This is a genomic window from Cytobacillus sp. ABV4_503 (genome assembly GCF_056158445.1).
On sequence record NZ_JBSWTH010000001.1, the window covers coordinates 3435341 to 3461542 of the forward strand.

At 40.6% G+C, this 26202-nt stretch carries 29 protein-coding genes; 3 read left to right on the forward strand and 26 right to left on the reverse strand.

Annotated features, from left to right (window positions below; all coding sequences use genetic code 11):
* Nucleotides 1–78: 78 nt before the first annotated feature.
* From ACXAD1_RS17270 to ACXAD1_RS17345, 16 genes are all read right to left on the reverse strand, one after another.
* Entirely contained in the window at nt 79–1344 is a 1266-nt protein-coding gene (locus tag ACXAD1_RS17270; protein WP_474910657.1) for a hypothetical protein, read from the reverse strand.
* Nucleotides 1319–1870: an RNA polymerase sigma factor SigX gene (sigX, locus tag ACXAD1_RS17275; protein ID WP_206838287.1), complete on the reverse strand. Its 552-nt coding sequence runs from the start codon at nt 1868–1870 to the stop codon at nt 1319–1321. The genes ACXAD1_RS17270 and sigX overlap by 26 nt, the downstream gene beginning before the upstream one ends.
* A gap of 254 nt (nt 1871–2124) precedes the next feature.
* On the reverse strand, nt 2125–3909 hold the full coding sequence (locus ACXAD1_RS17280) for an ATP-binding protein (RefSeq protein WP_206838290.1): 1785 nt from the start codon (nt 3907–3909) through the stop codon (nt 2125–2127).
* Nucleotides 3906–4622 (reverse strand): response regulator transcription factor, encoded by a 717-nt coding sequence (locus ACXAD1_RS17285; RefSeq protein WP_019380359.1) that lies wholly within the window; start codon nt 4620–4622, stop codon nt 3906–3908. The genes ACXAD1_RS17280 and ACXAD1_RS17285 overlap by 4 nt, the downstream gene beginning before the upstream one ends.
* A 426-nt stretch (nt 4623–5048) precedes the next feature.
* On the reverse strand, nt 5049–6230 hold the full coding sequence (ccsB, locus tag ACXAD1_RS17290; RefSeq protein ID WP_474910658.1) for a c-type cytochrome biogenesis protein CcsB: 1182 nt from the start codon (nt 6228–6230) through the stop codon (nt 5049–5051).
* 12 nt (nt 6231–6242) lie between these two features.
* Complete coding sequence (gene resB / locus ACXAD1_RS17295; protein WP_474910659.1) at nt 6243–7874, reverse strand: cytochrome c biogenesis protein ResB; 1632 nt, start codon at nt 7872–7874, stop codon at nt 6243–6245.
* Nucleotides 7875–7893: 19 nt separating this feature from the next.
* On the reverse strand, nt 7894–8418 hold the full coding sequence (gene resA / locus ACXAD1_RS17300) for a thiol-disulfide oxidoreductase ResA (protein WP_009332804.1): 525 nt from the start codon (nt 8416–8418) through the stop codon (nt 7894–7896).
* Between the two features lie 181 nt (nt 8419–8599).
* Nucleotides 8600–9325, reverse strand: coding sequence for a 23S rRNA pseudouridine(2605) synthase RluB (gene rluB, locus ACXAD1_RS17305; protein ID WP_206838296.1), 726 nt, complete (start codon nt 9323–9325; stop codon nt 8600–8602).
* 210 nt (nt 9326–9535) lie between these two features.
* Nucleotides 9536–10072, reverse strand: coding sequence for a spore maturation protein (locus ACXAD1_RS17310; protein WP_206838298.1), 537 nt, complete (start codon nt 10070–10072; stop codon nt 9536–9538).
* A 7-nt stretch (nt 10073–10079) separates the two neighbouring features.
* Nucleotides 10080–10667, reverse strand: coding sequence for a nucleoside recognition domain-containing protein (locus ACXAD1_RS17315; protein WP_206838300.1), 588 nt, complete (start codon nt 10665–10667; stop codon nt 10080–10082).
* Complete coding sequence (locus tag ACXAD1_RS17320; protein WP_474910660.1) at nt 10660–11811, reverse strand: D-alanyl-D-alanine carboxypeptidase family protein; 1152 nt, start codon at nt 11809–11811, stop codon at nt 10660–10662. Before ACXAD1_RS17320 ends, ACXAD1_RS17315 begins: the two co-directional genes overlap by 8 nt.
* 225 nt (nt 11812–12036) lie before the next feature.
* Nucleotides 12037–12927, reverse strand: coding sequence for a superoxide dismutase (locus tag ACXAD1_RS17325; RefSeq protein ID WP_474910661.1), 891 nt, complete (start codon nt 12925–12927; stop codon nt 12037–12039).
* A 129-nt stretch (nt 12928–13056) separates the two neighbouring features.
* Nucleotides 13057–13545, reverse strand: a complete 489-nt coding sequence (locus ACXAD1_RS17330; RefSeq protein ID WP_206838308.1) for a YpuI family protein — start codon at nt 13543–13545, stop codon at nt 13057–13059.
* A 31-nt stretch (nt 13546–13576) separates the two neighbouring features.
* A complete protein-coding gene (locus tag ACXAD1_RS17335; RefSeq protein ID WP_206838311.1) occupies nt 13577–13996 on the reverse strand; it encodes a hypothetical protein in 420 nt (139 codons plus the stop codon).
* A 98-nt stretch (nt 13997–14094) separates the two neighbouring features.
* Nucleotides 14095–14682 carry an SMC-Scp complex subunit ScpB gene (gene scpB, locus ACXAD1_RS17340; protein ID WP_474910662.1) on the reverse strand — a complete coding sequence of 196 codons (588 nt, stop codon included), beginning with the start codon at nt 14680–14682 and terminating at the stop codon, nt 14095–14097.
* A 1-nt stretch (nt 14683) separates the two neighbouring features.
* Entirely contained in the window at nt 14684–15445 is a 762-nt protein-coding gene (locus tag ACXAD1_RS17345; RefSeq protein WP_474910663.1) for a segregation/condensation protein A, read from the reverse strand.
* A 211-nt stretch (nt 15446–15656) separates the two neighbouring features.
* Between ACXAD1_RS17345 and ACXAD1_RS17350 the strand changes: the two genes are divergently transcribed.
* The gene (locus ACXAD1_RS17350) at nt 15657–15755 is read left to right on the forward strand and encodes a YjcZ family sporulation protein (protein ID WP_206838319.1); all 99 of its coding nucleotides are present in this window, start codon (nt 15657–15659) and stop codon (nt 15753–15755) included.
* A 205-nt stretch (nt 15756–15960) separates the two neighbouring features.
* The gene (locus tag ACXAD1_RS17355) at nt 15961–16482 is read left to right on the forward strand and encodes a DUF309 domain-containing protein (protein WP_206838321.1); all 522 of its coding nucleotides are present in this window, start codon (nt 15961–15963) and stop codon (nt 16480–16482) included.
* A 127-nt stretch (nt 16483–16609) separates the two neighbouring features.
* Here ACXAD1_RS17355 and ACXAD1_RS17360 read toward each other — a convergent pair whose 3' ends face one another.
* Nucleotides 16610–16957, reverse strand: coding sequence for a GNAT family N-acetyltransferase (locus ACXAD1_RS17360; RefSeq protein ID WP_206838322.1), 348 nt, complete (start codon nt 16955–16957; stop codon nt 16610–16612).
* 491 nt (nt 16958–17448) lie between these two features.
* Here ACXAD1_RS17360 and ACXAD1_RS17365 point away from each other — a divergent pair, with 491 nt between their 5' ends.
* The gene (locus tag ACXAD1_RS17365) at nt 17449–18309 is read left to right on the forward strand and encodes a DUF1002 domain-containing protein (protein WP_474910664.1); all 861 of its coding nucleotides are present in this window, start codon (nt 17449–17451) and stop codon (nt 18307–18309) included.
* A gap of 26 nt (nt 18310–18335) precedes the next feature.
* On the opposite strand, the gene lysA is transcribed toward ACXAD1_RS17365, so the two are convergent.
* From lysA to ACXAD1_RS17410, 9 genes are all read right to left on the reverse strand, one after another.
* Nucleotides 18336–19655, reverse strand: coding sequence for a diaminopimelate decarboxylase (lysA, locus tag ACXAD1_RS17370; RefSeq protein WP_474910665.1), 1320 nt, complete (start codon nt 19653–19655; stop codon nt 18336–18338).
* A 184-nt stretch (nt 19656–19839) separates the two neighbouring features.
* Nucleotides 19840–21324 carry a spore germination protein gene (locus ACXAD1_RS17375; RefSeq protein ID WP_206838327.1) on the reverse strand — a complete coding sequence of 495 codons (1485 nt, stop codon included), beginning with the start codon at nt 21322–21324 and terminating at the stop codon, nt 19840–19842.
* Complete coding sequence (gene spoVAEA / locus ACXAD1_RS17380; RefSeq protein WP_206838329.1) at nt 21296–21886, reverse strand: stage V sporulation protein SpoVABEA; 591 nt, start codon at nt 21884–21886, stop codon at nt 21296–21298. Before spoVAEA ends, ACXAD1_RS17375 begins: the two co-directional genes overlap by 29 nt.
* Nucleotides 21887–21941: 55 nt before the next feature.
* On the reverse strand, nt 21942–22364 hold the full coding sequence (locus ACXAD1_RS17385) for a stage V sporulation protein AB (protein ID WP_206839292.1): 423 nt from the start codon (nt 22362–22364) through the stop codon (nt 21942–21944).
* Complete coding sequence (locus ACXAD1_RS17390) at nt 22354–22974, reverse strand: stage V sporulation protein AA (protein ID WP_206838330.1); 621 nt, start codon at nt 22972–22974, stop codon at nt 22354–22356. Before ACXAD1_RS17390 ends, ACXAD1_RS17385 begins: the two co-directional genes overlap by 11 nt.
* A 227-nt stretch (nt 22975–23201) precedes the next feature.
* Complete coding sequence (gene sigF / locus ACXAD1_RS17395; RefSeq protein WP_009332823.1) at nt 23202–23960, reverse strand: RNA polymerase sporulation sigma factor SigF; 759 nt, start codon at nt 23958–23960, stop codon at nt 23202–23204.
* A 12-nt stretch (nt 23961–23972) separates the two neighbouring features.
* On the reverse strand, nt 23973–24413 hold the full coding sequence (gene spoIIAB / locus ACXAD1_RS17400) for an anti-sigma F factor (protein WP_206838332.1): 441 nt from the start codon (nt 24411–24413) through the stop codon (nt 23973–23975).
* A gap of 4 nt (nt 24414–24417) precedes the next feature.
* Nucleotides 24418–24768: an anti-sigma F factor antagonist gene (gene spoIIAA, locus ACXAD1_RS17405; RefSeq protein ID WP_206838334.1), complete on the reverse strand. Its 351-nt coding sequence runs from the start codon at nt 24766–24768 to the stop codon at nt 24418–24420.
* A gap of 225 nt (nt 24769–24993) precedes the next feature.
* Nucleotides 24994–26157: a D-alanyl-D-alanine carboxypeptidase family protein gene (locus ACXAD1_RS17410; protein WP_206838337.1), complete on the reverse strand. Its 1164-nt coding sequence runs from the start codon at nt 26155–26157 to the stop codon at nt 24994–24996.
* Nucleotides 26158–26202 lie beyond the last annotated feature (45 nt).

Here is a 26202-nt window from a genome sequence, read left to right on the forward strand (position 1 = left end):
TTCCAGCAGCATGGTTTTTATGCAGTCCTGAGGGATTTTTATTCAAAAAAAGAAAGGCAGCCACATGGGCCGCCCTCTCTAATTTGGCAAATCTCGTTTATTAGCTGCTACTGGTACCTTTAATTCTTCAGTAAGGTCAAACTTGCCGATTTTATCAACATCTGCATTTTCCAATTTAACTGTATCAAAATTAAAATCTTTTGCCGTAAGAAGTATTGCTTCAATCGCATGAAGTGTTGATTCATCATCAATTATTTCTGATTCATTATGAAAACGGATTAAGAGTTTGCCATCCTGTATTTCTTCTGTTTCAAAATCAATGTCTTTTGGTATGGATGCCTGCAAATTATTTTCAGTCCGGTCTTCCTTCATGGCTGTTAGAGCATCTTTTATAGAGTTGAGCTGTTGTCTAAGCGGGACCAGGAATGGTGTTGATTCTGCGCCATTTGGATATAAGAAATAATAAATTAAGTTACCATTGCTATTTTCCGGGATAAATTCCTCTCTATTTCCATAATGGCTAAATTCAACGCCGATTTCCCCTTCAGTCATGAGGTTAATCTTTTCTATATCAAGATTATTCATTATATTGGACAAGACCTTCTCTAAAAGTAATTCTGTCGCGGAAGACATACTATATGGATGATCCGCTGGCACATCAACAGTTAACATTTTATTTTCCTGATCATAGGTGAAATTTGCTTTCAGAGGATAGTAATCATCTAAACCCCATTCATCTTCGGTAAGCCTGCTCATCGTGTCTTCAAATTGTTCAAATTTCGTCCTGGCAGGGTCTTCATCAATTAAAACACTGACGGGTACAATATTTTGCGCATCCTTATCCGGAATCGCATAAGTCAGTACCTCTTTCCCTGCCAAATCTTCTTCATAAACGGCAGTAGGGCTTGATTCTGATGCAACTGTCTTCTTGTTTATCTCATCATTTAATTTCGCTTCCGCTTCCGGCTCAGTTGACAGCTCTGCCTGGTCCAGTTCTTCTGAGCCTTTCTCTTGGGCAATTAATTCAGAGTCTTCCTCTTTCGCTTCCAGAATAGTGTTATTTTCATTGGTTATTTGTTCAGATGAGGTTGATCGGTCCGCTTTCAATTCGACCTGCTTATCTGCAGACTCCTGCCAGCTCATAAGGTTTGGGACGAGAATAAAAAGCAGGAGCAAGGCAGCAGCCGCTGCGATAGATGGCAGGATCCATGTTCTGCTTTTTTGCTTTCCCATCTTCATTTCGATGGCTTGATAAATGTCTCTCGGATCACGATCATCTTTAATTTTAGGCATCTGGCTCAGCAATTCCTTAAGCTGCTCATCGCTCCACTTTGATTCCTTCATTATCCATTCCCTCCTTCACCTTAAAATCTTCCATATGCTTTTTAAGCACCTTTAAAGCACGATGCTGGGTTGTTTTAACCTTGCTTTCGGTCCAGCCTAGTGAATCAGCTGTTTCAGTAATGCTGAGTTCATGTATATATCTCATAATTATGACAAGCCTCTGGTCAATAGTGCATAAATCCAGACAGCGATAGATCAGCTGAATTTCTTCTCTTTGCAAGGCAATTTCTTCAGGCAGGGGGAGCTCATCCTTTACCTGCTGAGTTGACCAGTCAAATTTCTCCATAATCCTTTGCTTCCAGCCCTTTTGTTTGCGAAAGGAATCTATGGCAACATTCCGCGCAATTGAAAAGAGCCATGTTTTTTCGCTGCTTTTTCCTTCAAACCTTTCATATGATTTTAATACTCTTATATAGACTTCCTGGACTAAATCCTCAGCCAGTTCCTTGTTTTTGACCATATAAAAAAGAAATTGAAAAACGTCATGATGGTATTTTTTATAAAGTTCATCAAAAACGGAGTCCATGGATTCCCCTCCCCGTTCAATAAAATAGTCGTTCTCTCTCTAAAAAAAGTTACAGTTTAACTATATTATTATTTCGCAGAAAAGCGCAAGAGCCTGTTTAAGTGCAGGATTACTCCCTTTCCTGCAGAAACCCCGGCCTAATGCATAGAAATACCTTTCAAAAAAAAGGGGAAGGAAATTTCATGCATCTCCTTCCCTAAGCTTATTATTAATTGTTTCCCGTGTATCAAGAACAATCGTCACATTTCTCGCCTTTATCCTTCATTTCGAGGAATAAAAATTGAAAATGTCGTACCATGTCCGGTCTTGCTTTGAACGGTAATATGACCTTTATGAGCTTCAATTATATTTTTTGCAATTGCAAGGCCTAGACCTGTTCCAGATCGGCCCCTCGTTCTTGCTTTGTCCGCTTTGTAAAAGCGTTCAAATACAAACGGCAGGTCTTCTTCGGGAATCCCCGAGCCAGAATCCTTCACTTCAATAAACAGTCCCCGTTCATCACTTCTTTCGATCACTTTTACCTCTCCATTCTGAGGGGTATGCCGGATGGCATTATCAATCAGATTGGTCATGACCTGTTCAATTCTGTCCGGATCAAATTGAATAGGGACACCCTTGCTTTGCAGATCATTTTCCAGACTAATTTCCTTCTCTTTTGCCAGCCCCTGAAACTTCCTTATAATTCTTTGCAGATAGGAATTCACTTCAGTTTCTTCCATTGTCAGCTGAATATGTCCAGCTTCCATTCTGGCAAGATCCAGCAATTCATTCACAAGCCGGCCCATTCTCAGGGATTCATCATAAATGACACTTGCCATTTCTTTTTTCTCTTCGTCCGTTCCGGCAATATCATCGACGATCGCTTCACTATACCCCTGCATCATAGAAATGGGCGTCCTTAATTCATGAGAAACATTCGCTATAAAATCGTTGCGGAGCTTATCAAGCTTACGCTCCTCCGTCATATCCCGGATAACCGCAACCGCTCCTCTTATATATTTATTGTTATAAAGAGGGCTGACGATGATCACCCAGGAACGTCCCTGTATAGAGATTTCACCAATTTGCTCCTTTTCGGTATTTACAGCAAGCTGGAAAAGCTCCATTACTTTGGATGGCACTTCCTCTGTATTATTCTCTATGTCATCCAGTTCATAAAACCAGCTTTGCAAAAACCGCTCCGCAGGAGGATTTGTGATCAGGATCGTGCCATCCCGGTTAAAGGTAATTACCCCATCAGCCATTCCGCTTAGAATGCTTGCCAGCTGTTCTTTTTCCTGGCTTAGAGCATTCATATTGAATTTCAGCTGTCTGCCCATTTGATTAAAAGCCATGGCTAATTCACCAACCTCATCATTAGTCAGAATCGGAACCTTTGTATCAAATTTGCCTCTTGCTACCTCAAAGGCAGCTTCTTTCATTTTTCTGAGCGGAGCATTAATTCTTGTCGATAAGAAAAATGCAAAGATGGTTGTTAAAATGATGGCGACTCCTGCTGCCAGCAAAATGAACTTGGTCGTTGAACGCAGTGTTTCATGCATGACTTCAATGGATTGATAAATAAAGACGGCCCCTTTGCTGCTGTCACCTTCAAGAGGCACCCCAATTATAAGAATCTTGCTGTCATCATCTGCATCTTCTTCTGAATACTCAGGATTAACAGATGTTACTTTTTTTACAGTTTTATCTTCCGTGAGAACTTCTTTTAAATCATCCTCCTCGGTGAGGTAGGAGATGGGGAGTTTTAATGAACCTGTATGGTTTGGGGAATAGTAGTACTCATTCGGCGAGTTAATAATGACTACTTTGGTAACATCATCGACAAGCTCCCAGGAAATCTCCAAACCGACTTCACGATTATGCTCTTTTAAAATTCTGGTTATTTTATGGGCTGTATTCGATAATCCTTTTTCTGTTTCATTTATATGGTAATTCTCAAAAAACTCAAGCAGCATGACTGTTAAAATCAGCAGTACAAAGGAAACTAATAAAAGAATAGTGCCCCATAGCTTACCTGCAACACTCCTAAAGAGCATCATTCATTGATAACCTCGAACTTGTAGCCCACTCCCCAAACAGTGACAATCATTCTGGCAGCCTGCTCAGAAACTTTATTTAATTTTTCTCGCAAGCGCTTTACATGAGTATCGACTGTTCTTAAATCTCCGAAAAATTCATAGTGCCATACTTCCTTTAGCAGCTGTTCCCTGTCAAAAACCTTATCTGGCGCCTTTGCCAGGAAATAAAGAAGTTCATATTCCTTAGGCGTTAAACTGACTTCTTTCCCATCAGCCAGCACTTTGTGAGCATCATTATCAATCGTTAGATGAGGAAAAACGATTACATCTTTCGCTGTTGTTTCTGTTTGAAGGTAGGTAGTTTTAGAAGACCTGCGCAATAATGCCTTCACGCGAAGCACAACTTCTCTTGGGCTGAAAGGTTTTACAATGTAATCATCAGTGCCCACTTCAAAACCCTGTACGCGGTTAACTTCTTCCCCTTTTGCTGTCAGCATGATTACGGGGGTAGCTTTTTTCTCTCTCAGCTCTCTGCAGACTTCAATGCCGTCTTTGCCAGGCATCATTAAATCCAAAAGAATGACATCGTAATCATTTGCCAAAGCTTTTGACAAAGCCTGGTTTCCATTTTCCGCTTCATCAATCGAATAATTTTCACGCTCAAGGTACATCTTTAATAAACGGCGGATTCTCTCTTCATCATCCACTAGTAAGATTTTTACTTGGTTTTCCATTTTTCAATCCCCCTAACGTTCAATTAAATAAATAAAGCTTTAATTAAAGCCCTCACTATTGTGAAGTGAAGGCTTGTATGTTTAATATCAGAATTATTATCTTTGAATTTTGAGAACTGTCTAGCTCCAGCGCCTATCCCCTCGAGGTCACAAGCTTGTCTTGTTTCGGCTCCTAGGGACTCGGGGTCATAAGCCGTTTCCTTTCAGAAGGAAAAACGCCTTCTTACAGGAACCGTCTTATGCCTGTCGTCCCTGGGCAGTCGCCTCCACATTTCGGTCAATCCGCCCAAAAAGGCAAAGAACGCCTTTCCGGGAGGCTCGTCTTGTGCTTGAGGCCCGCAGGATGCGGGTCATGCAGACGTTGCCACAGGACGTGGTGTTCTTAGTCTGCGTTCCTTCGTGAGCAAGGCGCTTCCGCTTTTCTTGTTATGATCCGGCGTAGGAGTGCAATCCTGCAATGACCAGGTTTACCGCAACCAGGTTAAACATGATAATGATAAATCCGATTACTGCGAGCCACGCAGACTTTTCACCGTGCCAGCCCTTTGAAAGGCGAAGGTGAAGATAGGCAGCATAAAATAAAAAGGTAATAAGCGCCCATACTTCCTTTGGATCCCATCCCCAGAAACGGGTCCAGGCGATTTGTGCCCATATCATGGCAAAAATCAACGCTCCGAGCGTAAATACCGGAAATCCGATTAATACTGAACGGTAGCCGATCTCATCAACCAAATCCAGATTAATATTTTTTGCAAGCGGCTGAAGCGCAGCTCCAACCCTTTTTCGGAGAATCAATCTTAAAGCAAGATATAGAAGGATACCTGAAGCCAATGACCATATAACTGTATTTAGTTTTTTGGCATTAATAATTGCAGGCATTTCCGCCAGTGGTTCAAATTTTCCTTCCGTAATCAGCTTTCCCTCGTTTGGACCGGTTAAAGCAGGCATATGATATTCAAGCACAGCTTCCTGTCCGTTCTTATCGACCCAGTTAAATTCGGCCTTGTAGCCGGAAGCTGAAAAGCTTGAGCTTATAATAATAAAGCCAAGTGTACAAACCAAGCCAAACATAACGGCTTCCAGCCAGAATCTCTGTTTGCTTTGCTTAGATTGATCGACTGATTTTACTAAATAGATAATACCTGCAGCAAAGCTTACAGCTAATATAGCCTGTCCAACTGCTGCTGTTGTAACGTGGATATGAAGCCAATCACTCTGCAGAGCCGGAATCAGGGGTGAAACTTCCCGCGGAAACATGCTTGCATAAGCGATCATAAGCACAGCAACAGGTAGTGTAAAGACTCCTAAAATAGGTGTTTTATAAATCAAGTAAATCACTATAAAAGCACCTACAAGCGACATTCCAAAGAATGTTGTAAATTCAAATAAGTTGCTGACAGGCGCATGTCCGGCTGCAATCCATCTCGTAATAAAGTAGCCGAGCTGTGCAGCAAACCCGATAATGGTAATCCATAGTCCAATTGCTGCCCATTTGTTTGGCCCTTTGTTTATATTTTTCTTATCCTTTATGGAGCCAGCAAAAAAGACAGTAGCAATTAAATAGAGGATAAAAGCTGTATATAGTAAATTGCTGCTTATTGTAACCAATCAGATTCCTCCTTAGCCTTTCTTTTCACTTTGATTTTGAAGCTGGTCTTCCGGCACCTTAATTCCGGTTCCGTCCAATGCTGCCTCTATTTCCCTTTTAAGTCCATGCCAGTTTTTATTAGTGTGTCCGGCTACCCACACTTCTCCATTGACACGGCGCAGCCAGATTCTACGATGGTTCCAATAAGACCCTTGCGCAACACCTATCATGAAAATAACACCGCCCAATGCGATAATCCATAGAGTCAAATCTTTTCGGACAGTCAGAGCCGATACATTTTTAGTATCTATGCCTTTAAATGCCATCTTATATTCATTGTCGCCAAAAGGTTCAATTGTCTGCCGGATTGCAACAAAGCTAATTTCTCCATCTGGCTTTTCCGGAGTAAACATTTTAAAAACAAAGGCAGGATTATTAGGAACTCTGGACTTTGTAATCGGTTCCCCATTTTCATCAAATTCAAAATCGGGAAAATAACTGACAACCTCCGCTTTATAGCCATTTCCAAGATCATAAACATCCTGAGGATCGTTCAGGTCGACTGTTAAATCACCATATTCTTCACCCGTTTTTTTATTTGTCAGGGCAAAGGACATTTTGTTAAGCTCATTAAGTTTATAATCTACTTGGTATAATGCAAATTTTTCAAACTTCAGAGGTTTATTTACCTTAATTTCAAAGTCCTTAACTTTCTCGAGATCAGCCTCTTCCCCTGCAACTGTATCTCCCTTTTTTTTATATAGAGTCACATTGGACTGATAATTTTTTGCTACCATCCCTGCCTTATCAATCGCTTCTTCAAACACTTCTTTATCTTTCTCTTTATCGTACATTTCAAGGATGAAGCCATCATTTTTAAGGTAGTATTCTCCATTGGTTTCAGGAATGACCTTTGTCTCGCCTTCCCGGATCCAAAGTATTTTGTCAACGTACATGCCCGGTACAAAACGCAGCATACCTCCGATTAAAAATATGATAAGCCCTACATGGTTAACGTATGGGCCCCATCTTGAAAAACGTCCCTTTTCGGCAAGGATGTTTCCATTCTCTTCTCTGATGCTGTATTTCTTGGATTTTAATTTTTCTTTTGCCATTGTAAATGCCCGGTCATTGTCTTCTGCCTGAGACACCCCAAAAATCCTCTGGCGCAGCAGATAGCTTTCATGACGGCTTACCCTCTGTTTTTTTAGAGCCCTGTACAAAGGGATTACCCTATCCAGGCTGCATATCACAAGCGAAATGCCAATTGAGGCAATCAAAATCAAATACCACCATGAGCTATAAAGGTTATGAAATCCTAAATCATAGTATAATTTGCCTATCCAGCCATATTGATCTTCGTAATATTCTTCAGCAGGCATGATCGGCGGAATATACATTTCCTGAGGCAGAATTGTCCCGAGAGCTGAAGCAATCAGCGTAATGACAATCAGCCAGACTCCAACCTTAACAGATGAGAAGAAATTCCATATCTTATCAATTATCGTTTTGTTATAGGTTTGCGAACGGCGTGCACTTCCCTCATACCGCATATCCAGAAGTTTCTTATCCTTTTCCTTTTCTTCCAATACCTTGCCGCATGACTCACATAGTATTGTACCTATGGGGTTTACATGGCCGCAGTCGCACTTTACTTCTTTCATATATAAAACTCCCCGTAACCTATGGTTTAATCTGTTCCATATAGTTCTTGATCGTATCTTCAGTCATCTCTCCTGTAATATACTTGACAACCTTACCATCTTTATCGATAAGGAAAGTGGCAGGAAGAGGATTAATCCCGTAAGCTGATTGGACCTGGGTATTCTTATCAATGACAATAGGGAAAGATAAATCGTAACGCTCAGAAAATTTATTAACTGCCAAATCTGTTTCTCCTACATTGACAGCCAAAACCTGAACACCCTCATCTTTAAATTGCTTATATTGGTTGTTCATATATGGCATCTCTTTCTCACAGGGCTTGCACCATGTTCCCCAAAAGTTCAGGAAAACACCCTGGCCTTCATAATCTGATAATCGGTGTTTATTTCCATCCATATCTGTCAGAACAAAATCTGGTGCCTTTTCCCCCACGGCAACCTTTTGAATCTTGTCTTTTGTAAAATTAGCGTATAGCGTATATGCCACGGCAGCACCAAGGACAAGCAATATGACAGTTCTCATTACCAGACGCTGCTTTTTCATAAAAAACTTCCCTCCTAAGGCATCCTTTCAGATCAAAAATCGTACATTTAACAAGTTATATGTAACATATGGAAAAAGAATTTAGCCTCATAGCTGTTTACTATTATAGCATTTTTCATCATACCTATATTGTTAACAAATTATCGTAACTGTGACACTTCTATGAATTTTTCAGGGCTAACTATTTCTTCGTCATAGCAAGTGCCCGCAGCTGCTTAACTTCATGGGCCGTAAGTTCTCTCGCATCTCCCGCTGATAAACCCTGCAAATTGAGATAGCCATATCTCTCCCTCTTCAGTTTCAGAACGGGGTGGCCAATGGCTTCAAACATCCTCCTAACCTGGCGGTTACGTCCTTCATGAATGCTGATTTCCACAATTGCTGTCTGTTTTTTCTTATCCATTGATAAAAGTTTGGTTTTAGCAGGCGCTGTTTTTCCATCTTCGAGTACCACACCTCTTTGAAGGCTTCTCATGCTTTCTTTTGAAGGGATGCCTTTTACCTTGGCAACGTAGACTTTTTCAATCTCATTGCTTGGGTGCATTAAAAGATTTGCAAACTCCCCATCATTGGTAAGAATGAGAATTCCGGATGTATCGTAATCCAGTCTGCCAACTGGGTAAATTCTTTGTTTGATGCCTTCAAAAAAATCCGTGACGACTTTTCTGCCTTTATCATCGGAAACGGCAGAAATTACGCCTCTTGGCTTATAGAGAAGGAAATAAACGGGCTCCTCTCTCTCAACTGGAATTCCATCCACTTCAATCCGATCTGAAGGAGATACTTTAACACCCAGTTCCTTCACAGTTTTTCCATTAACTTTTACACGGCCTTCAGCCATTAGCTCTTCCGCTTTTCTTCGCGAAGCAAACCCGGCATGGGCAATAACCTTCTGCAATCTTTCCATATATGTCACCTCAAAGTTTTATTTACAGTATTTCATACTTTTTCACTCCTACTGAATTATGACATAATTCGTCAAATTTTCAAAGCAAACCATAGTCAAAACAGCTTACATTAAAAAGAGTCTATATTTACTGAAAGTTGGAATTTGGAAGTAAAATAAAAAAGATACCCCAATTCAGGTATCTTTTGTGCAGGAAAATGTATTTAAATGTTACATACTGCCAAAAACAAGTGTTACGATCACAATGGATGCAATGATGCCTGCCAAATCGGCTAAGAGTCCGACTTTGAGGGCATCTCCCATTTTTTTGATTCCTACCGCTCCAAAGTAGACCGTCAATACATAAAAAGTTGTATCTGTACTGCCCTGAAGCACGGAGGCAAGTCTGCCTATGAACGAGTCGGGACCATGGACAGCGATTAGGTCACTGGTCATTCCCAGAGCTGCAGTCCCAGAGATCGGACGGATGATAGCAAGGGGTACGATATCAGGAGGTACTCCAATTGCATCAAGTCCGGGCCTGATCAGATCCATAAAATACTCCAGAGCGCCGGAAGCCCTGAAGACCGAGATGGCTACAAGCATGCCGACAAGAAACGGAATGATGGATACAGCAATTTTTATGCCTTCTTTTCCGCCTTCAGTAAAGCTTTCATAAGTAGGAACTTTCTTAAATGTTCCATATATTAATATAAAGCCTATTAAAATAGGAATTAACCAAAGGGAAACAGCTGACACAATCTCCATCCTAACCTCATCCTTTACGCGTTCTTCGGTAATAGAAATAACGATCTATCATTATTGCGGCCAATGTTGAGCAGAATGTAGCCACTAAAGTGGGACCTACAATATCGGTTGGCGAGGCGGAATTATAATTCATCCGTATTGCAATCACGGTTGTAGGAATTAAAGTAAGACTTGAAGTGTTGATGGCCAAAAAGGTAATCATAGAGCGGCTCGCTTCATTTTTGCCTCCATTCAATTGTTTCAGCTCTTCCATAGCTTTTATGCCGAGCGGGGTAGCTGCGTTTCCAAGACCGAACATATTGGCCATCATATTTGAAAGCATATATCCCATCGCAGGGTGATCTCCGGGCACCTCTGGAAATAGCTTTTTCACAATTGGCCGGAATAACGAAGCAAGCTTTTTCAGCAATCCAGCGTCCTCTGCTATTCTCATCATTCCCAGCCAAAAAACAAGAATGCTAATTAGGCCGATGCATAACGTGACCGCTTCTTTTGCACCATTGAAAATGGCTTCGTTCACTTCATTCATGGTGCCATTTATCATAGCGAAAACTATGCCTATAGCGGTAAGCATCACCCAAATGATATTAACCATTTGTTTTCACTCCCGCAATGGAGGTAAAAAGCCCCTTAAAGTAATCTAATAGCGATTTATCTTCTTTTGCTGGATCATGCTTATAATATAAAGAGAGCTTTTTAACAGGCTGATCTTCAAAATACACTGTTGCATGACCGATGACTTCAGGCATAGTCCGGCTGTCTTCCCGCTCTGATTCAGGTTTCTGCAGCTTTATATCAATTTTAAACTTGCCTTTTTCCTCCTTTGAAACAGGGTAGTTGTAGGAATGCTTTAAATAAACTTTGCCTTTATAATAATCTTCATCAATATCCTCTATAACTCCCTTCGGCAAGACTTCCACCATGTCATAGGTTTTAAAAGCTGTCTCATACATATTAATATGATCATTCCAGTCATCGGGTCCGTTTAATGTTACTGCTATCAGATTTAAACTTCCTTTGGATGCTGTTGTTACTAAAGTTCTCTTCGCCCTCTTTGTATAGCCTGTTTTTCCTCCGGTGCAATACTCATATAATTCAGTCAGAAGCCTATTTTTATTTTTCCAAACCCTGTCCCAGCTTTCATTTGGATTTGGCGCTCTATGCACCTTTGTTCCAGCAATTTTTTGGTAGATCTCATTATTCATTGCATACCTGGTTAGCAATGCCATATCATACGCTGTCGAATAATGGTCTTCATGATCATCCAGACCATGGGGGTTTGCGAAATGTGTGTTTTTCATGCCAATCTCTTCAGCTTTCTTATTCATTAAAAAGCCAAATCCTTCAAGGCTTCCGCCAACATGCTCTGCGATTGCAACAGCAGAGTCATTGCCTGAACGAAGCATGAGTCCATAGACCAGATCTTCAAGCTTTATTTTTTCGCCTGCCTTTAGATAAATCGAGGAGCCTTCCGCTCTGACAGCACGGTCACTAACTTTAACCAAGTCATCCATTTTCCCGGACTCTATAGCCAGAATTGCTGTCATGATTTTTGTAATGCTTGCTATTCTCCTCACTTCATTTGCATCTTTCTGGTAAAGGATACGGCCAGAATCCTGCTCCATTAATATTGCGCTCCGGGCACTTACTGAAACAGATGCTTCTGTCTCCTGAGGAATATACATCATCATCAACGCGGTGACCAAAACCATGGCCAGCAGCCTGCTAAACCTTTTCATTGCACAAAACCCCGTCTCCTTTATGGATGTCAAATTGAGCGAAATACATGATCTCCCCGCCAGGGAGGAGTTCCATGTTTTTCATTTATTTGTACAAGTTTATGCAGGACAAGTAGTGATATGACTATTAAGTTTGTCTTGTCTGGAAGCTTTGGAGGTGGCCTGTCCATCAAAAATAAGGGAAATACTCTTGGTACTCCCCCTCTTACTTATTTCTGCTCCTATTTAGTACGGCTTCCATTTTAACTCAGATGCTTTTAAATACCTGTCCTCCACATCCTTCCAGTTGACAACATTCCACCAATTTTCCACATAATCTCCGCGATTATTTTTATATTGCAGATAATAAGCATGTTCCCATACATCTAAAACCAGCAATGGGATCGTATCCCACTGGGTTAAAAGCATATGTCTTTCCGACTGAAGTATTTCAAGTCTGCGCGCTCTTGGCGACCAGACCAGGATTGCCCAGCCTACGCCTTCTACCTGTTTGGCGGCTTCAGAGAAATGGCTTTTGAACCTTTCAAAGCTCCCAAAGTATTTGTTGATTTCTTTCAGGAGTGCCCCAGAAGGTTTTCCTCCGCCCTCAGGGCTCATATTATTCCAGAATATCGTATGCAAATAATGGCCAGATCCATGAAAGGCAAGTTCACGGGACCAGTGTTTTACCAGACTGTAATCATTATTGTCCCTGGCATTTTGAAGCATCACCTCTGCTTTGTTCAATCCATCCACATATGATTGATGATGCTTATCATGATGCAGCCTCATAATTTCGCCTGAAATATGCGGCTCAAGCGCATTGTAATCATAAGGGAGCGGAGGCAAAATATGCTTACCCGCAGAAATGTACGGTTCATTAATATAGATATTTCCAAGCTGCTGTCTATTAGAAAAGTAATTCTCCATATCGGAATGTAGAGCATCCACTTGTTCCTGCAGCTTTTCCAGGGCTTCTATATCGAGGGGGCCGCTTATTCCATCCATAATTCCGGTAAAATGATCCAGCCTTTGCCACAGTTCACTGTTTTGTTCAACATCCTCCGAGTCTAAAAACTCTCTTAGCTCTTTGTTCCATTTTGTAACTTCCCTGATGTAATCTTCCATTTTACTCATACAATCCCTCACTCACTTCTTTTTATAGCTCACTTTCTATTTGTATGAGTGGAAGTTTGTACGTTTTCCAAAGAACCAGGAATTCTTCACACAAAAAAAAGAACAGCTTCAAGCTGTTCTTCAACATTCCTATTTTGATTGAATCATTTTTGTCCGGTAATCAGTTTCGTAATATTCAAGTTCCTCCCGAATCCTTTGGAATTCTCCTTCCAGCTGCCTGAACATTGTTTTTAAGCTGTCGGGAACTTCCTCATGGAATTGGATTGAGTTTTTTCCAGTATATGCTGAACGGCTATTCTCAAACCAGGCATCATTTTTCGGAGAGAAAAACTCTTCAATGCATTGATGGTAAATCCTATATAATGTCTTTTCGGCAGCCCCCTTTTGGAAGGGTTCGCTTTTTAAAATGATCTTGCAGGTATCAAGCCCTTCTTCACAATAAACCAGCAGTTTTCTGACATGTGAAAGAATGCTTTTATAATAATTCACATTTCCCTGTTTTTCTGTTTCAAGATCTTTAATCGTTGTATTATTTAAGAAATCTTCAAAAGCGGCAACGCTATTACCGAGGAAATTTTTCACATCTTCCATTTGTGATTTAACGATTGAATTCCCCATCCATTACACCCCCGTATTTATACACTGGCTATTACTGCGGTTGAACAATAAAATCTAAAGGTGATCGCAGGTCAAAGGATTTTTTATTCTCCAGCGCTTCAAAAATGGAGGGAAGCCTGGAAAAGTCCAGATCCTGAAAATAGGATGCAAAATCAGCCTTTGAGTTTAGATAAATTCGTTTGCGATGCCTAAAACCCGGGTTCTTTAATAAACATGAAAGAGCAACAAGATCCTTGAACTGCACCTCTCTCGTACCAGCAATGAAGACTGGATTCTGTTCATAGGGTGTGAACTCATTCATGGATTCATCAAAGAAACGGACATATAAAACATGAAAAGTTTTCTCCTGCCCATCTTCTTCGAACACAATCTCGCTTCTGTTAAAAAAGTCCTCCGAAGTGTTCGGCTTTTCTTTTTCAAGCTCGTATCCCCTGCAATGTTTAATCAGCAAGCAAAACCCTCCTATTTCCCCCGATGGTTTTAAGTTAATATGTATAGGAAAAATATAAATCTATTTTACCACACATCCTTTGTAATGTGTCAGAAAACTCAAGAATCTAGCTCCTGGAATTTCTCAAAGAATAAATCTGCTTCTTCCTGGAATGAATCCTCTTCTTCACTAATCTTATCCGGCAGCGGCGGAAGCTCTTCTATGCTTTTAAGGCCAAAATAATCAAGAAACTCTTTAGTCGTTCCATACAGGTAGGCTCTCCCTGTTCCTTCTGCCCGTCCAACTTCTTTAATCAGTGCTTTTGCGGATAATGTCTGAAGAGGCCTCTCTGTCTTGACTCCTCTTATCTCTTCAATCTCTGTCCTTGTAATAGGCTGTCTGTATGCGATGATTGCCAGTGTCTCGAGTGCCGCCTGAGATAAGGAGGCGGCAGATGGAGATTCTACCAGCTTTTTTAAATATGGAGAAAACTCTTTTTTCGTAACAAGCTGAATAGTCCCCGCCAGTTCAACCGCCATAATTCCGCGGCTGCTATTGCTATAGTCTTCAATAAGGCTGTCCATGATTTCACGTGCCTGAAGTTCTTCCACCTCCAGAACATGGGCAATTTGCTTTAGGGATAATCCTTCATCACCAGCAGCAAACAGAAGGCTTTCAGCAATTCCCTTCCAATTAATAAACTCCATCTTATTTTTCTCCTTCCATGGAAGCTACAAAGATATCCGAGAAGTTTTTGTCCTGCTCGACCAGTATTTCTTTACGCTTGATTAACTCAAGTACCGCCAAGAAAGTTACCACTATATGTTCTCTGTCTGATATTGGAAAAAGGTCGGTAAATTTTTTCCTGCCCTTAAAATTCCTTAACTGGTCCACAATTTCAGACATCCGCTTCTCTATGGGAATCTCCTGGCGGGCAACCTTCGCAGAAAGCGGCCTTTGCAGTTTCTTCCTTCTTAATAACTTTTGCAGAGCGCTAAGCATATCATAAAGACTTACATTCAAATCAGCTTTTTCCTGCTGTGAATCATTTACATATTCCGAAAGGTCTGCAGGCGGCTTTGTGTACATTAAACTTCTATCCTGTTCCCGCTCCTTAAGCTCTTCTGCAGCTTCCTTATATTTACGGTATTCAATCAGCCGCTCTACAAGTTCATCCCTTGGATCTTCTTCCATTTCCATTCCAAATTCATCTTCCAGCTCTTCCTCATCATGCTTGGGCAGCAGCATTTTGCTTTTAATTGCCAGCAATGTAGCTGCCATTACAAGATATTCGCTTGCTACGTCAAGCTGAAGCTCCTTCATTGTATGTATATAAATGAGGTATTGCTCGGTGATTTCTGATACAGGAATGTCATAGATATCGATTTCAAGCCGATTGATAAGATGTAGAAGAAGATCCAGCGGCCCTTCGAACGCATCTATTTTTACATTATAATGATCATATTGCATAAATACCCACCAAATTTTCCTAATATAAATTTCCCTTAAACGCCAAAATACTATATCTAGTATAGATTATTCATTAGTGTTATCCAATAGAAAAATAACCCTGATGCCCGTTATGCCCGCAAATTCAATTTCGAACTTTTTGATGCGCCCAATCATTCAGGCAATTGCCTACATACGATGTATGGAAATAAAGATACAGGAGGTATTTTATATGTCTAATGCTGGATTTGGAGATTGCGGAAAAGGGTTTGCTTTAATTGTTGTGCTGTTCATCCTATTAATTATTGTAGGAGCTTCCTGTTGCTTCTAAATTGTTGCGTTTAATACAGCAAATAAGGCTCTTTGCTTGCTGGTCCTGAAAAAAGATGGCATCTCAGAGACCAGCCAGCAGCGCTCAAATATAAGTGTTCAAATGCATCCCCTGTAAAAGCCCGGTCTTATCGCCGGGTTTTTATTTTTCTGATAACCGTTTCCCTTATGTTAAAATAAAGAAAGAATTGTCAAGGAGTGAAAGTATGTATCCTGATGAATATATCGAATTCATGGTCCATTTTCATGGTGACCGTGATTATTTTGAATGTCACGAAATACTGGAGGAATACTGGAAGAATACGGATCGAAACAATAAGAGTTCTACATGGGTCGGATTAATTCTCATGGCAGTTTCTTTTTATCATCATCGCAGAGAAAATTTTAATGGTGCCGAACGCACTCTCCGCAAAGGAATCGGCATATTGGAGTGCAGCCCTGCAGATTTGACGGCACTGGGACTTAATGCAGATCATTTGATGAAAGACCTTAAGGAAAGGCTCGACCTGATACAAAAAGGCGGGAAGTACACGAGCGTTAATTTGCCAATTACAGACAACTTGCTTAAGGAAAAATGCATGAATATTTGCTCCTCCAAGGGAATTGCCTGGTGCTCTGACAGCATTCTGCTGGATAAAGAAATTGTTCACCGTCATAAAAGAAGAGATAGAACCATGGTCATTAAAGAGAGACTTGATGCCCTGAATCAGAAAAAAAGGCAGGAATAATGATTATTCGCTGCCTTTTTCAATGTATGATATTGTATTATTTTGAACCTCAATAACTGACCAGCTCCGTCTCCTGACCTCTCGAGATCAAAAGATTGTCGGGGGTGGCAAGGCGCTTCCTCTTTTCTTAATTAACATCACATTTGTTCAGAAAAGATTCCGTTTCATCAGTTGCAGTTAACGTTTTGCCAGGATAAAGTTCATCCAATGCTTTTATCATTGTTTTTCCTATCCCTTGATGCCGGTGTGACGGGTTAACAGAGATATGCTGAATCTCCATGGTCTGATCACTTGATGTAACACCGACCAGCCCAATGATGTCTTCGCCTTCCTTCCACAAAAACAGCTGCCAATTTTCTTCTGATTCATATTGCTTCATCGTCTGCTGCAGCCTTTTCAAGTCTTTTTCATTAGGCATGAAAGATAAAAGACCCATTGCAATTTTTTCAAATGATTTTTTATATCGAATTAGCATATTAATCCCTCATTATTTGAATAAAAACATCATAAACCATTTTTCCCATTTTTTAATATTTGTAAACTTACCATAACAGTATATGTATTCAAGCTGAATGTTGCTATTTTCGAATAAAAACCGGCTTATTCATTGCATTAACGCATTTTCTGATATAAGTGGGCTCTAAACTATAAAAAACCAGTAAACCAGTCCCCATCCGATGCTTAATACAAGCAATAAAATAAAAAGAAGCCAATTGCTTTTTTTCATGATTCCTTACTGCCCCCATTTATATATAAATCCTGAGACTTACAAACTATCATTCATTTTACACTATTCTTTCTGATAATTCCATTCTGCTTGCTGAAATAGGCATTTTGAGCTAATGTTTCATTTATAGAAGAATTGAAACTTTTTCGCATAAGAATCGTCTATTTACAGGAAGCCGGTATGATTAAGGCAGACTTATTCTACAAGGCTTACCTAATTTTACACCGGGAGGAAACCGCATGAAATGGAATAAAATACTTGCGCTGTTCATGATTTCACTATTATTTATTATGCCGATACAGGCATTTGCCGATATGGCAGAAGGTGATGTAATTGTCACTCTAGGAGAGAATCTTTCAGAAGAACAAAAAAATATGCTTCTTGCTGAAATGAAAGCTCCGAAAGATGCGACAATCATTACTGTTTCAAATGAAGAAGAACATAAATATCTTGGCAATTATATCTCTAAAGCTTTAATAGGCACCAGAGCGATATCTTCTTCAGCCGTCACAATAGCAAAACAAGGCTCCGGACTTGAAGTTGAAACAAAGAATATCAACTGGGTTACTGATGAAATGTATATTAATGCTTTGATTACTGCAGGTGTAAAAGATGCGAAAATCTATATAACAGCTCCTGCGAATGTTTCCGGAACAGCTGCCTTAACAGGCATCATCAAGGCATATGAAATCTCAGCCGAAAAAACAATTCCTGAAGATGTCAAACAGGCAGCCAATGAAGAAATGGTTGAAACAGCAAAGCTTGGCGATTCGGTCGGAAACGAGAATGCTGCTGCTTTGATTGCCAAAATTAAAGAGGAAATTGCCAAAAACTCACCTGAAACCGATGCAGAACTAAGAACCATTATTGAAAATGCCGCAAAAGAACTTGGCATCACTCTGACTGAACAGGAGACTTTAAGCTTAATAGATTTATTCAATAAGCTGAAAGAGCTTGATATCGACTGGAATCAGGTCGGCGAGCAGCTTAACCAGGCTAAAGACAAAATTTCCAAATATCTTGAAAGTGAGGAAGGCCAAGGGTTTTTAGAAAGTTTAAAGCGTTTTTTTGTGAGTGCTGTTAAAGCCATCTTTTCTTAAAAAATTAAGCTGCCTTGGCAGGCAGCTTAATTTTTTATTTTTTCATTTATCGGCAGATCTAATCTTAAAATGTCCTCGTATGTTTCTCTTTTAACAACCAGCTTAGCCTCTCCATTTTCAATAAAAACTACAGGCGGCCTTGGGATTCGGTTATAGTTGTTTGCCATGGAATAACCATATGCGCCGGTACAGAAAACGGCCAGGAGGTCTTGATCCCCTGCTTTTGGAAGAGGCAAATCCCAAATAAGCATATCGCCTGATTCACAGCATTTACCTGCAATTGATACCGTCTCTTCCGGTTTATCCAATACCCGGTTTGCCAATACTGCTTCATACTTAGCCTGATAAAGAGCCGGCCTGATATTGTCACTCATGCCGCCGTCCACAGCCAGATAATTTCTTACATTTGGAACCTCTTTACGTGATCCCGTCTGGTATAAAGTTGTCCCTGCATCTCCCACAAGTGACCGGCCCGGCTCAATCCAAATTTCCGGCATCTTCATTGAATAGTGTTCAGCCTGTTTCTTAACTTCCCCAATGATTTCTTCAACATATTGAGATGCGTGAATCGGATCATCATCTTCTGTATAGCGGATTCCAAAACCTCCGCCTAAGTTAAGCACTTTAGGTTCATAAGCATGCTTTTCTTTCCATTCTGCCATCTTTTCAAAAATTTTCTTGGCAGCCAAAATGAACCCTGTTGTATCGAAAATCTGAGAACCAATATGGCAATGAAGTCCAAGCGTTTCGATCCAGCTTGAATTAAGCGCTTTAAGTAAAGCCGTTTCCGCCTGTCCATTCTGAAGGTCAAACCCAAATTTTGAATCTTCCTGGCCAGTCAAGATATAGTCGTGGGTATGGGCTTCAATTCCAGGTGTAACCCTCAGTAAAATTTTTGTCCTGGCTGCAAGTGATTCACAAAGCTCTTCTAATAATTCCAGCTCATGAAAATTATCGACAACAATACAGCCGACATGATTTTTAAGAGCCATTTCCAATTCTTCTCTGCTTTTATTGTTCCCGTGAAAATGAATTCTTTCAGATGGAAAATCTGCTGCAAGAGCTGTGTATAACTCACCCCCTGAAACTACATCCAAAGAAAGACCTTCTTGATCAACAAGCTGAACCATCGCCATGGTAGAAAAAGCTTTGCTAGCATATGCCACTTGTGCTTTTATTCCAAGCTTATCGAAAGTCTGCTTAAATCCCCTTGCCCTTTCTCTTATTAATGCCACATCATATACATATAAAGGTGTTCCAAATTGACCGGCAAGATCGACTGTGTCCATACCGCCAATTTCAAGATGCCCTTTTTCATTTACCTTCATTGTGCCGTGAAAAAACATGGTTCCCCCTCTTCCTTTTTCCGCAGGAGCCAGGCCAGGTGCCCCTGCCCCCGAGATTAATCAGTATGAAAGAAATAGACAGCTGCGTAAGAGACTGTCTATTCTGTTTCCTTTAATCCTTTATTTAATTAAAAAAACTTTACCATATTTCGTGTATTTCCGCAATCGGCTTTACGCGTATTTCTTATTTAACAGGCTGTTTATAACGATTTTTAGTCTGGACGATGCTCGGCCTGATCTTTGAACCGGGCATGGACCGGCGAATCAGGATTTGGGTTAAAGCCACCGGACTGAATGGAATAAAAGGCCAAAGATATGGTGTGTTTAATGATTTGATGCTTGCAAGAAGAAGAATGGTCAGTGTAAGCCCTACCACCAAGCCTGGTGTATGGAAAATCGCAACAGCAATAAGCAGGCCAAGTCTTACAATTTTATTGGCAATACTCAATTCATAGCTTGGTGTTGCAAATGTTCCAATAGCTGCGAGCGCTACATACAAGATGACCTCTGGCACAAACAAACCGACATCAATAGCAATTTGACCAATAAGTACTGCTGCTATTAATCCCATCGCGGTTGAAAGCGGAGTTGGTGTATGAATGGCGGCAATCCTTAGAAATTCAATCCCGACATCGGCAAGAAACAGCTGGACAATGACAGGAACATTCGTTTCTTCATTTGGACCGACAAACGCAATTCTTTCAGGCAGGAGTGAAGGCTCCAAAACGAACAAAAACCAAAGCGGCAGCAGCACAATCGATGCCAATAAGCCTAAGAAACGAATCCAGCGGACAAATGTACCGACAGCTGGCGATTGTCTGTATTCTTCCGCATGCTGTAAATGATGAAAATAAGTAGTAGGCGTTATAATGACACTTGGTGAAGTATCAACGAATACGATAACATGCCCCTCTAGCAAATGGGCTGCTGCCACATCCGCCCTTTCCGTATACCGGACCAGCGGGAAAGGATTGTACCCCTGTTTCAATATAAATTCTTCAACTGTTTTATCAGCCATGGTAATTCCATCTATTTCAATTGCCTTTATTTCTTTTCTAATTAAATCAACTAAATCTTGATTTGCAACATCTTTAATGAAGCCGATGGCAACATCTGTTTTAGACCTTTCGCCTACACGCATGATCTCAAACCGAAGTCTTTCATCCCTAATTCTTCTGCGGGTTAAGGCAGTGTTTACTATAATATTTTCTACATAGCCATCCCTTGATCCACGGACAACTTTTTCAGTATCCGGCTCCTGAGGGGTTCTGCCGGGATAGCTTCTGACATCGATGACAAGCCCTTCTCCCTCTCCCTCGCCGACAACCACAATTAGGCCTGAGAGCACTTGATCGACCAGCTCATCCATTGTTTTAATGTGCTCAATTGATTGATGCCTCAGCCTGTTTTCAATGATTTTAAATAGGTTAGAGGAAAGTTTTTCACTATCATTGACCCCAACCAGTCCCTCAATGATGGCTATAATGAAACTTGTATCCGTTAACCCATTAATATAATAGAAATGTACATCTTTCCTTAATATCGTTAGCTTTCTGACACCCAGATCGAAGCTTTCTCCCAGGCCGACTCTTTTTTTCATATATTTTTCAATTTCATGTACAGATTCAAAAATGGGTGTCTTATCTTCCTTCGTCTTGCTTTGTGCCATAATAGCCGCTCCTTTCCAATACAAGTTCTACTGCCTTTTTAGTAATTGGTGATCCTGCATCATAATGATCTTTTTTGGACATCTTCCCGATATCGCCAATTCCCACGATTATCGGGACATCCAGCTGATCAAGACAATAAACGGTATCACCATTGATTCTGCCTGTTTCCATCTCGGGAACTCCAAATTTATCAACTCCGTAGGGGGTTAATTCGCCATTATTATCAATACATACATCTACCTTTGTCCATTCGGCCTGTCTTGTTTTTGAGGCAACAGCTATGATTCCCAGAACATCGATATCCTTATGGCACGCAACATATTTCAGCGCATTCTCCCCAGCTCCCTCCCCGATAAACCCGCTGTCATCAAACATGACCAGCACAGGATCATGGGAGACTTTTTTTATCAGCTTGACGATTTGCTGACCGGTTAAGATTGAAGGATTTCCATGCGACAAGGATAAACATCTTCCCCCAATTTCCTTAGCAACAAGCTCAACTGTCTTCCTTGCAAAATCGTCTCCATCTGTTATAAGAATGACGTGCCTCCGTTCATCCATAGCGGTTTTTCCTTTCCGAATCCTCATTTTTCTTTAAATATGCCCAGCCGATTGCTTATTTATTTACAAAATAAATCCATTGAAACAGTGATCCGAACACCTTTCCAAATACAAATGCCATTAATAAAATCGCAATTTTCCCATCCACTCCGATTCTTTTCGCAAGAATTGGAAATACATTCAAAACTTCAGTTAAAGCTGCTGCCAGCATTCCAATAAATATTCCCGAAGCCAGCCCAAGAGGTATCAAAAGCAAGGGTGTAAACTGCATCACCGGATTCCATAAAGTTGCCAGTGCACCTGCCAAAGCACCCATAACAACTGCAGCTTCATAATGATGGATCATCTTCATCGTTTTGGTCAGCTGTGTCAGCCTGGGGATGATGCCCAAAACAGCCAAAAAGGCAACAAAACCTGAACCAACAGCGAGCCCCCCGGCAAATCCAATGATCATTACCAGGACAACATTAATGGTCATCAAGATGCTTCATACTCTCCTTGTTTTCTTTCAATGCAACATAATTATCAAGATCCAGCTGATAATTGAACATTTCTACTTCCAATGGGCTAGGCTCTTCATTAAGCCGCTTCTTAAAAACATGATTAAAGAATATGATCATGCCAAGCCCCAGGCCTATTGAATAGGGAATTTGAAAAATGAGGGGCTTGCTGTCCACTTCCCCAGTTATGAGAGTGTAAATTCTAAGCTGTACAGCCTGCATACTCACGTCTTCATGAAAATTCATAATAGCCAGGGCAGCACCAATAAACAGAAGCAGCCAAACCAGCAGGAAAAGAGGGAATGATACTTTTTGCTTTTTTGTAACCACCTCAACTATCGCTTGAGCCGGCCCGATCGACTGGACTTCCAGGTTCGAAAATAATTGGGTAATGGCGCGAATTACTTTCATAACGTCAATTATCACAATATTCCGGTCATGCTCGCTTACTTTATAAAGCGGAAGTGCACAAAGCTTTTCATAAATGTCCTCATCGGCAATGACCTGTGCGATATCTTTTAGCAGTATTCTCTGATTGGGCCGTATTTGCAGACGGTGCCGCAAGCGAATATAAACTGTTTTTTCCAAAGCGCTCACTTCCTACAAAGTGATTTCCTTTACATCAACTTGTTACGCCTATTTAGAGCGATTCCGCTTTTGTGTCTATATTTAGTATGAGTTACATATATTAGCTTCATGAACTCCAATAATTGGCTGTTTAGAAAAACAATAGATATGGGGATCTAGACAGTTATCTATGTGTTTATACTTTATGCAATTTATTTTGAAAATAAAAAAAGAAAGACCGGATGGATTTAAATATCCATTCGGTCTTTCATTTGCTGGAGTATCTTTTTTTCAAGACGCGATACCTGGACCTGGGAAATACCAAGCCTTGCTGCCACTTCGGATTGGGTCTGATCTTTATAGTAGCGCAAATAGACTATCAGTCTTTCCCGCTCATCCAATTCGCGGATCGCTTCTTTTAGAGCTATCTTATCAAACCATTTTCCTTCATTCCCATCATCTATCTGATCGAGCAGCGTTATGGGATCCCCGTCATTTTCATACACTGTTTCATGTATTGATGAAGGAATCCGGCTTGCTTCCTGGGCGAGGATAATATCTTCCGGAGAAATTTCCAGAAACTCGGAAAGCTCTGTAACTGTTGGGATGCGGCCAAGCGTTTTTGATAGCTCATCTTTGGCCTTCCTGATTTTATTGCCCATTTCCTTCAATGAACGGCTTACCTTAACCGTTCCATCATCCCGTATGAATCTTTGGATCTCTCCAATAATCATTGGAACCGCATAGGTTGAAAACTTTACATCATAACTGAGATCAAATTTATCAACAGATTTCAACAAGCCGATACAGCCAATTTGGAAGAGGTCATCCGGTTCATATCCTCTATTCAAGAATCTTTGGACGACAGACCAGACAAGACGCATATTTTTTTGAACAATTTTGTCTCTTGCACCCTGATCCCCGCTTTGGCTTTGCTTTATAAGCTCCTTGACTTCATTGTCCTTTAAATAGGTTTGGCCCTTCTCTGCTTTAACCTCCACATCCATAGCAAGACTCCCTTAATTGCATAGCATTTTACTATTTGATAAATGCTTCCTTAATCGGATCTCTGTGCCTATTCCCGGCTGCGATTTGATTTCGATTTCATCCATGAAATTTTCCATGATGGTAAAGCCCATCCCTGATCTTTCCAGTTCAGGTTTTGTTGTAAATAACGGCTGTCTGGCCTCCTCCACATCCATAATTCCATGGCCTTTATCCTTAACGGTCAAATCAATAAATCCATCTTCAATCAGGACAGAAATATAGACAATCCCATTAGGATCATTTTCATAGCCGTGAATAATGGAGTTGGTTACAGCTTCGGAAACGACAGTTTTAATTTCTGTCAGTTCATCCATCGTTGGATCAAGCTGGGCAATAAAGGCAGCAACAGTAACACGAGCGAATGATTCATTTTGGCTAAGTGCGCTAAATTCGAGGTTCATCACATTTTTCATAATTCTAGGCAACCCCCAATCTTTGCAGTGCGTTTTCTTCTGTCGTTTCTAAACGGATAATCTTAAATAAACCCGACATATCAAATAGTCTCTGCACTGCTGGAGAAATCGCACAAACAACCATTTCACCATGCTTTTGTTTGATTTGTTTGTACCTGCCCAAAATAACTCCCAACCCTGAACTATCCATAAACGAAAGCTGCTCAAGGTTCAAAATAATATGATTGATACCATGATCTTCAATCGCCCTTGCTGCCTGTTCACGCAGCTCATCTGCAGAATGATGGTCGAGCTCCCCGCTTAAACGAATACATAAGACATCATTCTTCACTTCCAAATTAATGTTAAGACTCACTACCTTAGCCTCCTTATCTGGTATCCGGAACTGAAAAAGCCGCTAATGCTTCATGCTTTTCCTGCGGATAGGATAAGCCGGAACCTCAAAAAATTCCGGTATCCGCCCTTATAGTGAGTCAATTTCGATGCCCGATGTTTCATTTCCTTCCTGGAGACAAAACTAGTGCATTTTCGCTAAAAATAATTAACATTAATATTCTTTTCGACAAAAATGGAATGGTATTTATTCTGCTTTTGAAAATAATCCCATTGATCTCTTAAACAAGGTCCACCATGATGCTTCCTTACTATCTTCTTTAGCAACCAGAGGGCTTTCAACTAAAACTTTTCCATCCTTTTTCAAGGTTAATGTTCCGATTTGATCGCCCTTTTGGACAGGTGCCTGAATATTATTATTTAAAGTGACTTTTTGTTCAATTTCCTCAATGCTTTCACCTTTTTTAGTTAATAGGGAAATCGGTTCGCTTGTCAGGGCTTCAACCATTTTCTTCTCCCCTTTACTTACTGCAATTTTGCCAAGTACGTGATTTCTTTCATACATTGGGTGTGTCTTATATTGGCTGAATGCATAGTCGAGCATTTTAGTCACCTGGGCATTGCGTTCTTTCGAAGTCGGTGCGCCAAATACAACTGCTATCACCCGCATGCCATCTTTCTCCGCTGTTGCTGTCAGACAGTATTTTGCTTCAGAAGTAAAACCTGTTTTAAGTCCATCAACTCCTGGATAAAAACGCACAAGGCGGTTTGTATTGACAAGCCAGAATTTTTTATCTGTGTCCTCACGAAGATAAGCTTCATATGTGCCTGTAAACGCAGTTATTTTTTCATATTTAAGAAGCTCTTTCGCCATAATTGCCATATCATGTGCAGTACTGTAATGTTCCTTAGCTGAAAGGCCTGTGGGGTTTTGGAAATTAGTATTCTTAAGACCTAATTCCTTTGCCTTTTTATTCATCATTTCAACAAAAGCTTCTTCTGAACCGGCAATTCTCTCAGCCATTGCAACGGACGCATCGTTTCCGGAACCAATTGCGATTCCCTGCAGCATTTGCTTTGTGGTCATTTCTTCACCTGGCTCGAGGAAGATTTGCGAACCGCCCATGGATGCTGCATACTCACTTGTCCGGATTTTCTCATCCCATGACAGCTTTCCTTCATCTATAGCTTCCATGATTAAAAGCATTGTCATTACTTTAGTCATACTCGCAGGCGGAAGCTGTTCACTGCTATTTTTTTCATACAATATCGAACCGGTATCACGTTCGATAAGAATTGCGGATTTCACATTATCCGCTAAATCTGCACTGCTTTCTCTTGCAAATCCTGAAGGAACAAAGATTGTTGCCATTAATAATGTTATTAACATTAATGAGACGAGTCGTTTCATCACACAATACCTCCATTCTTTATAGCCTCCATTTTTTCCATTCAA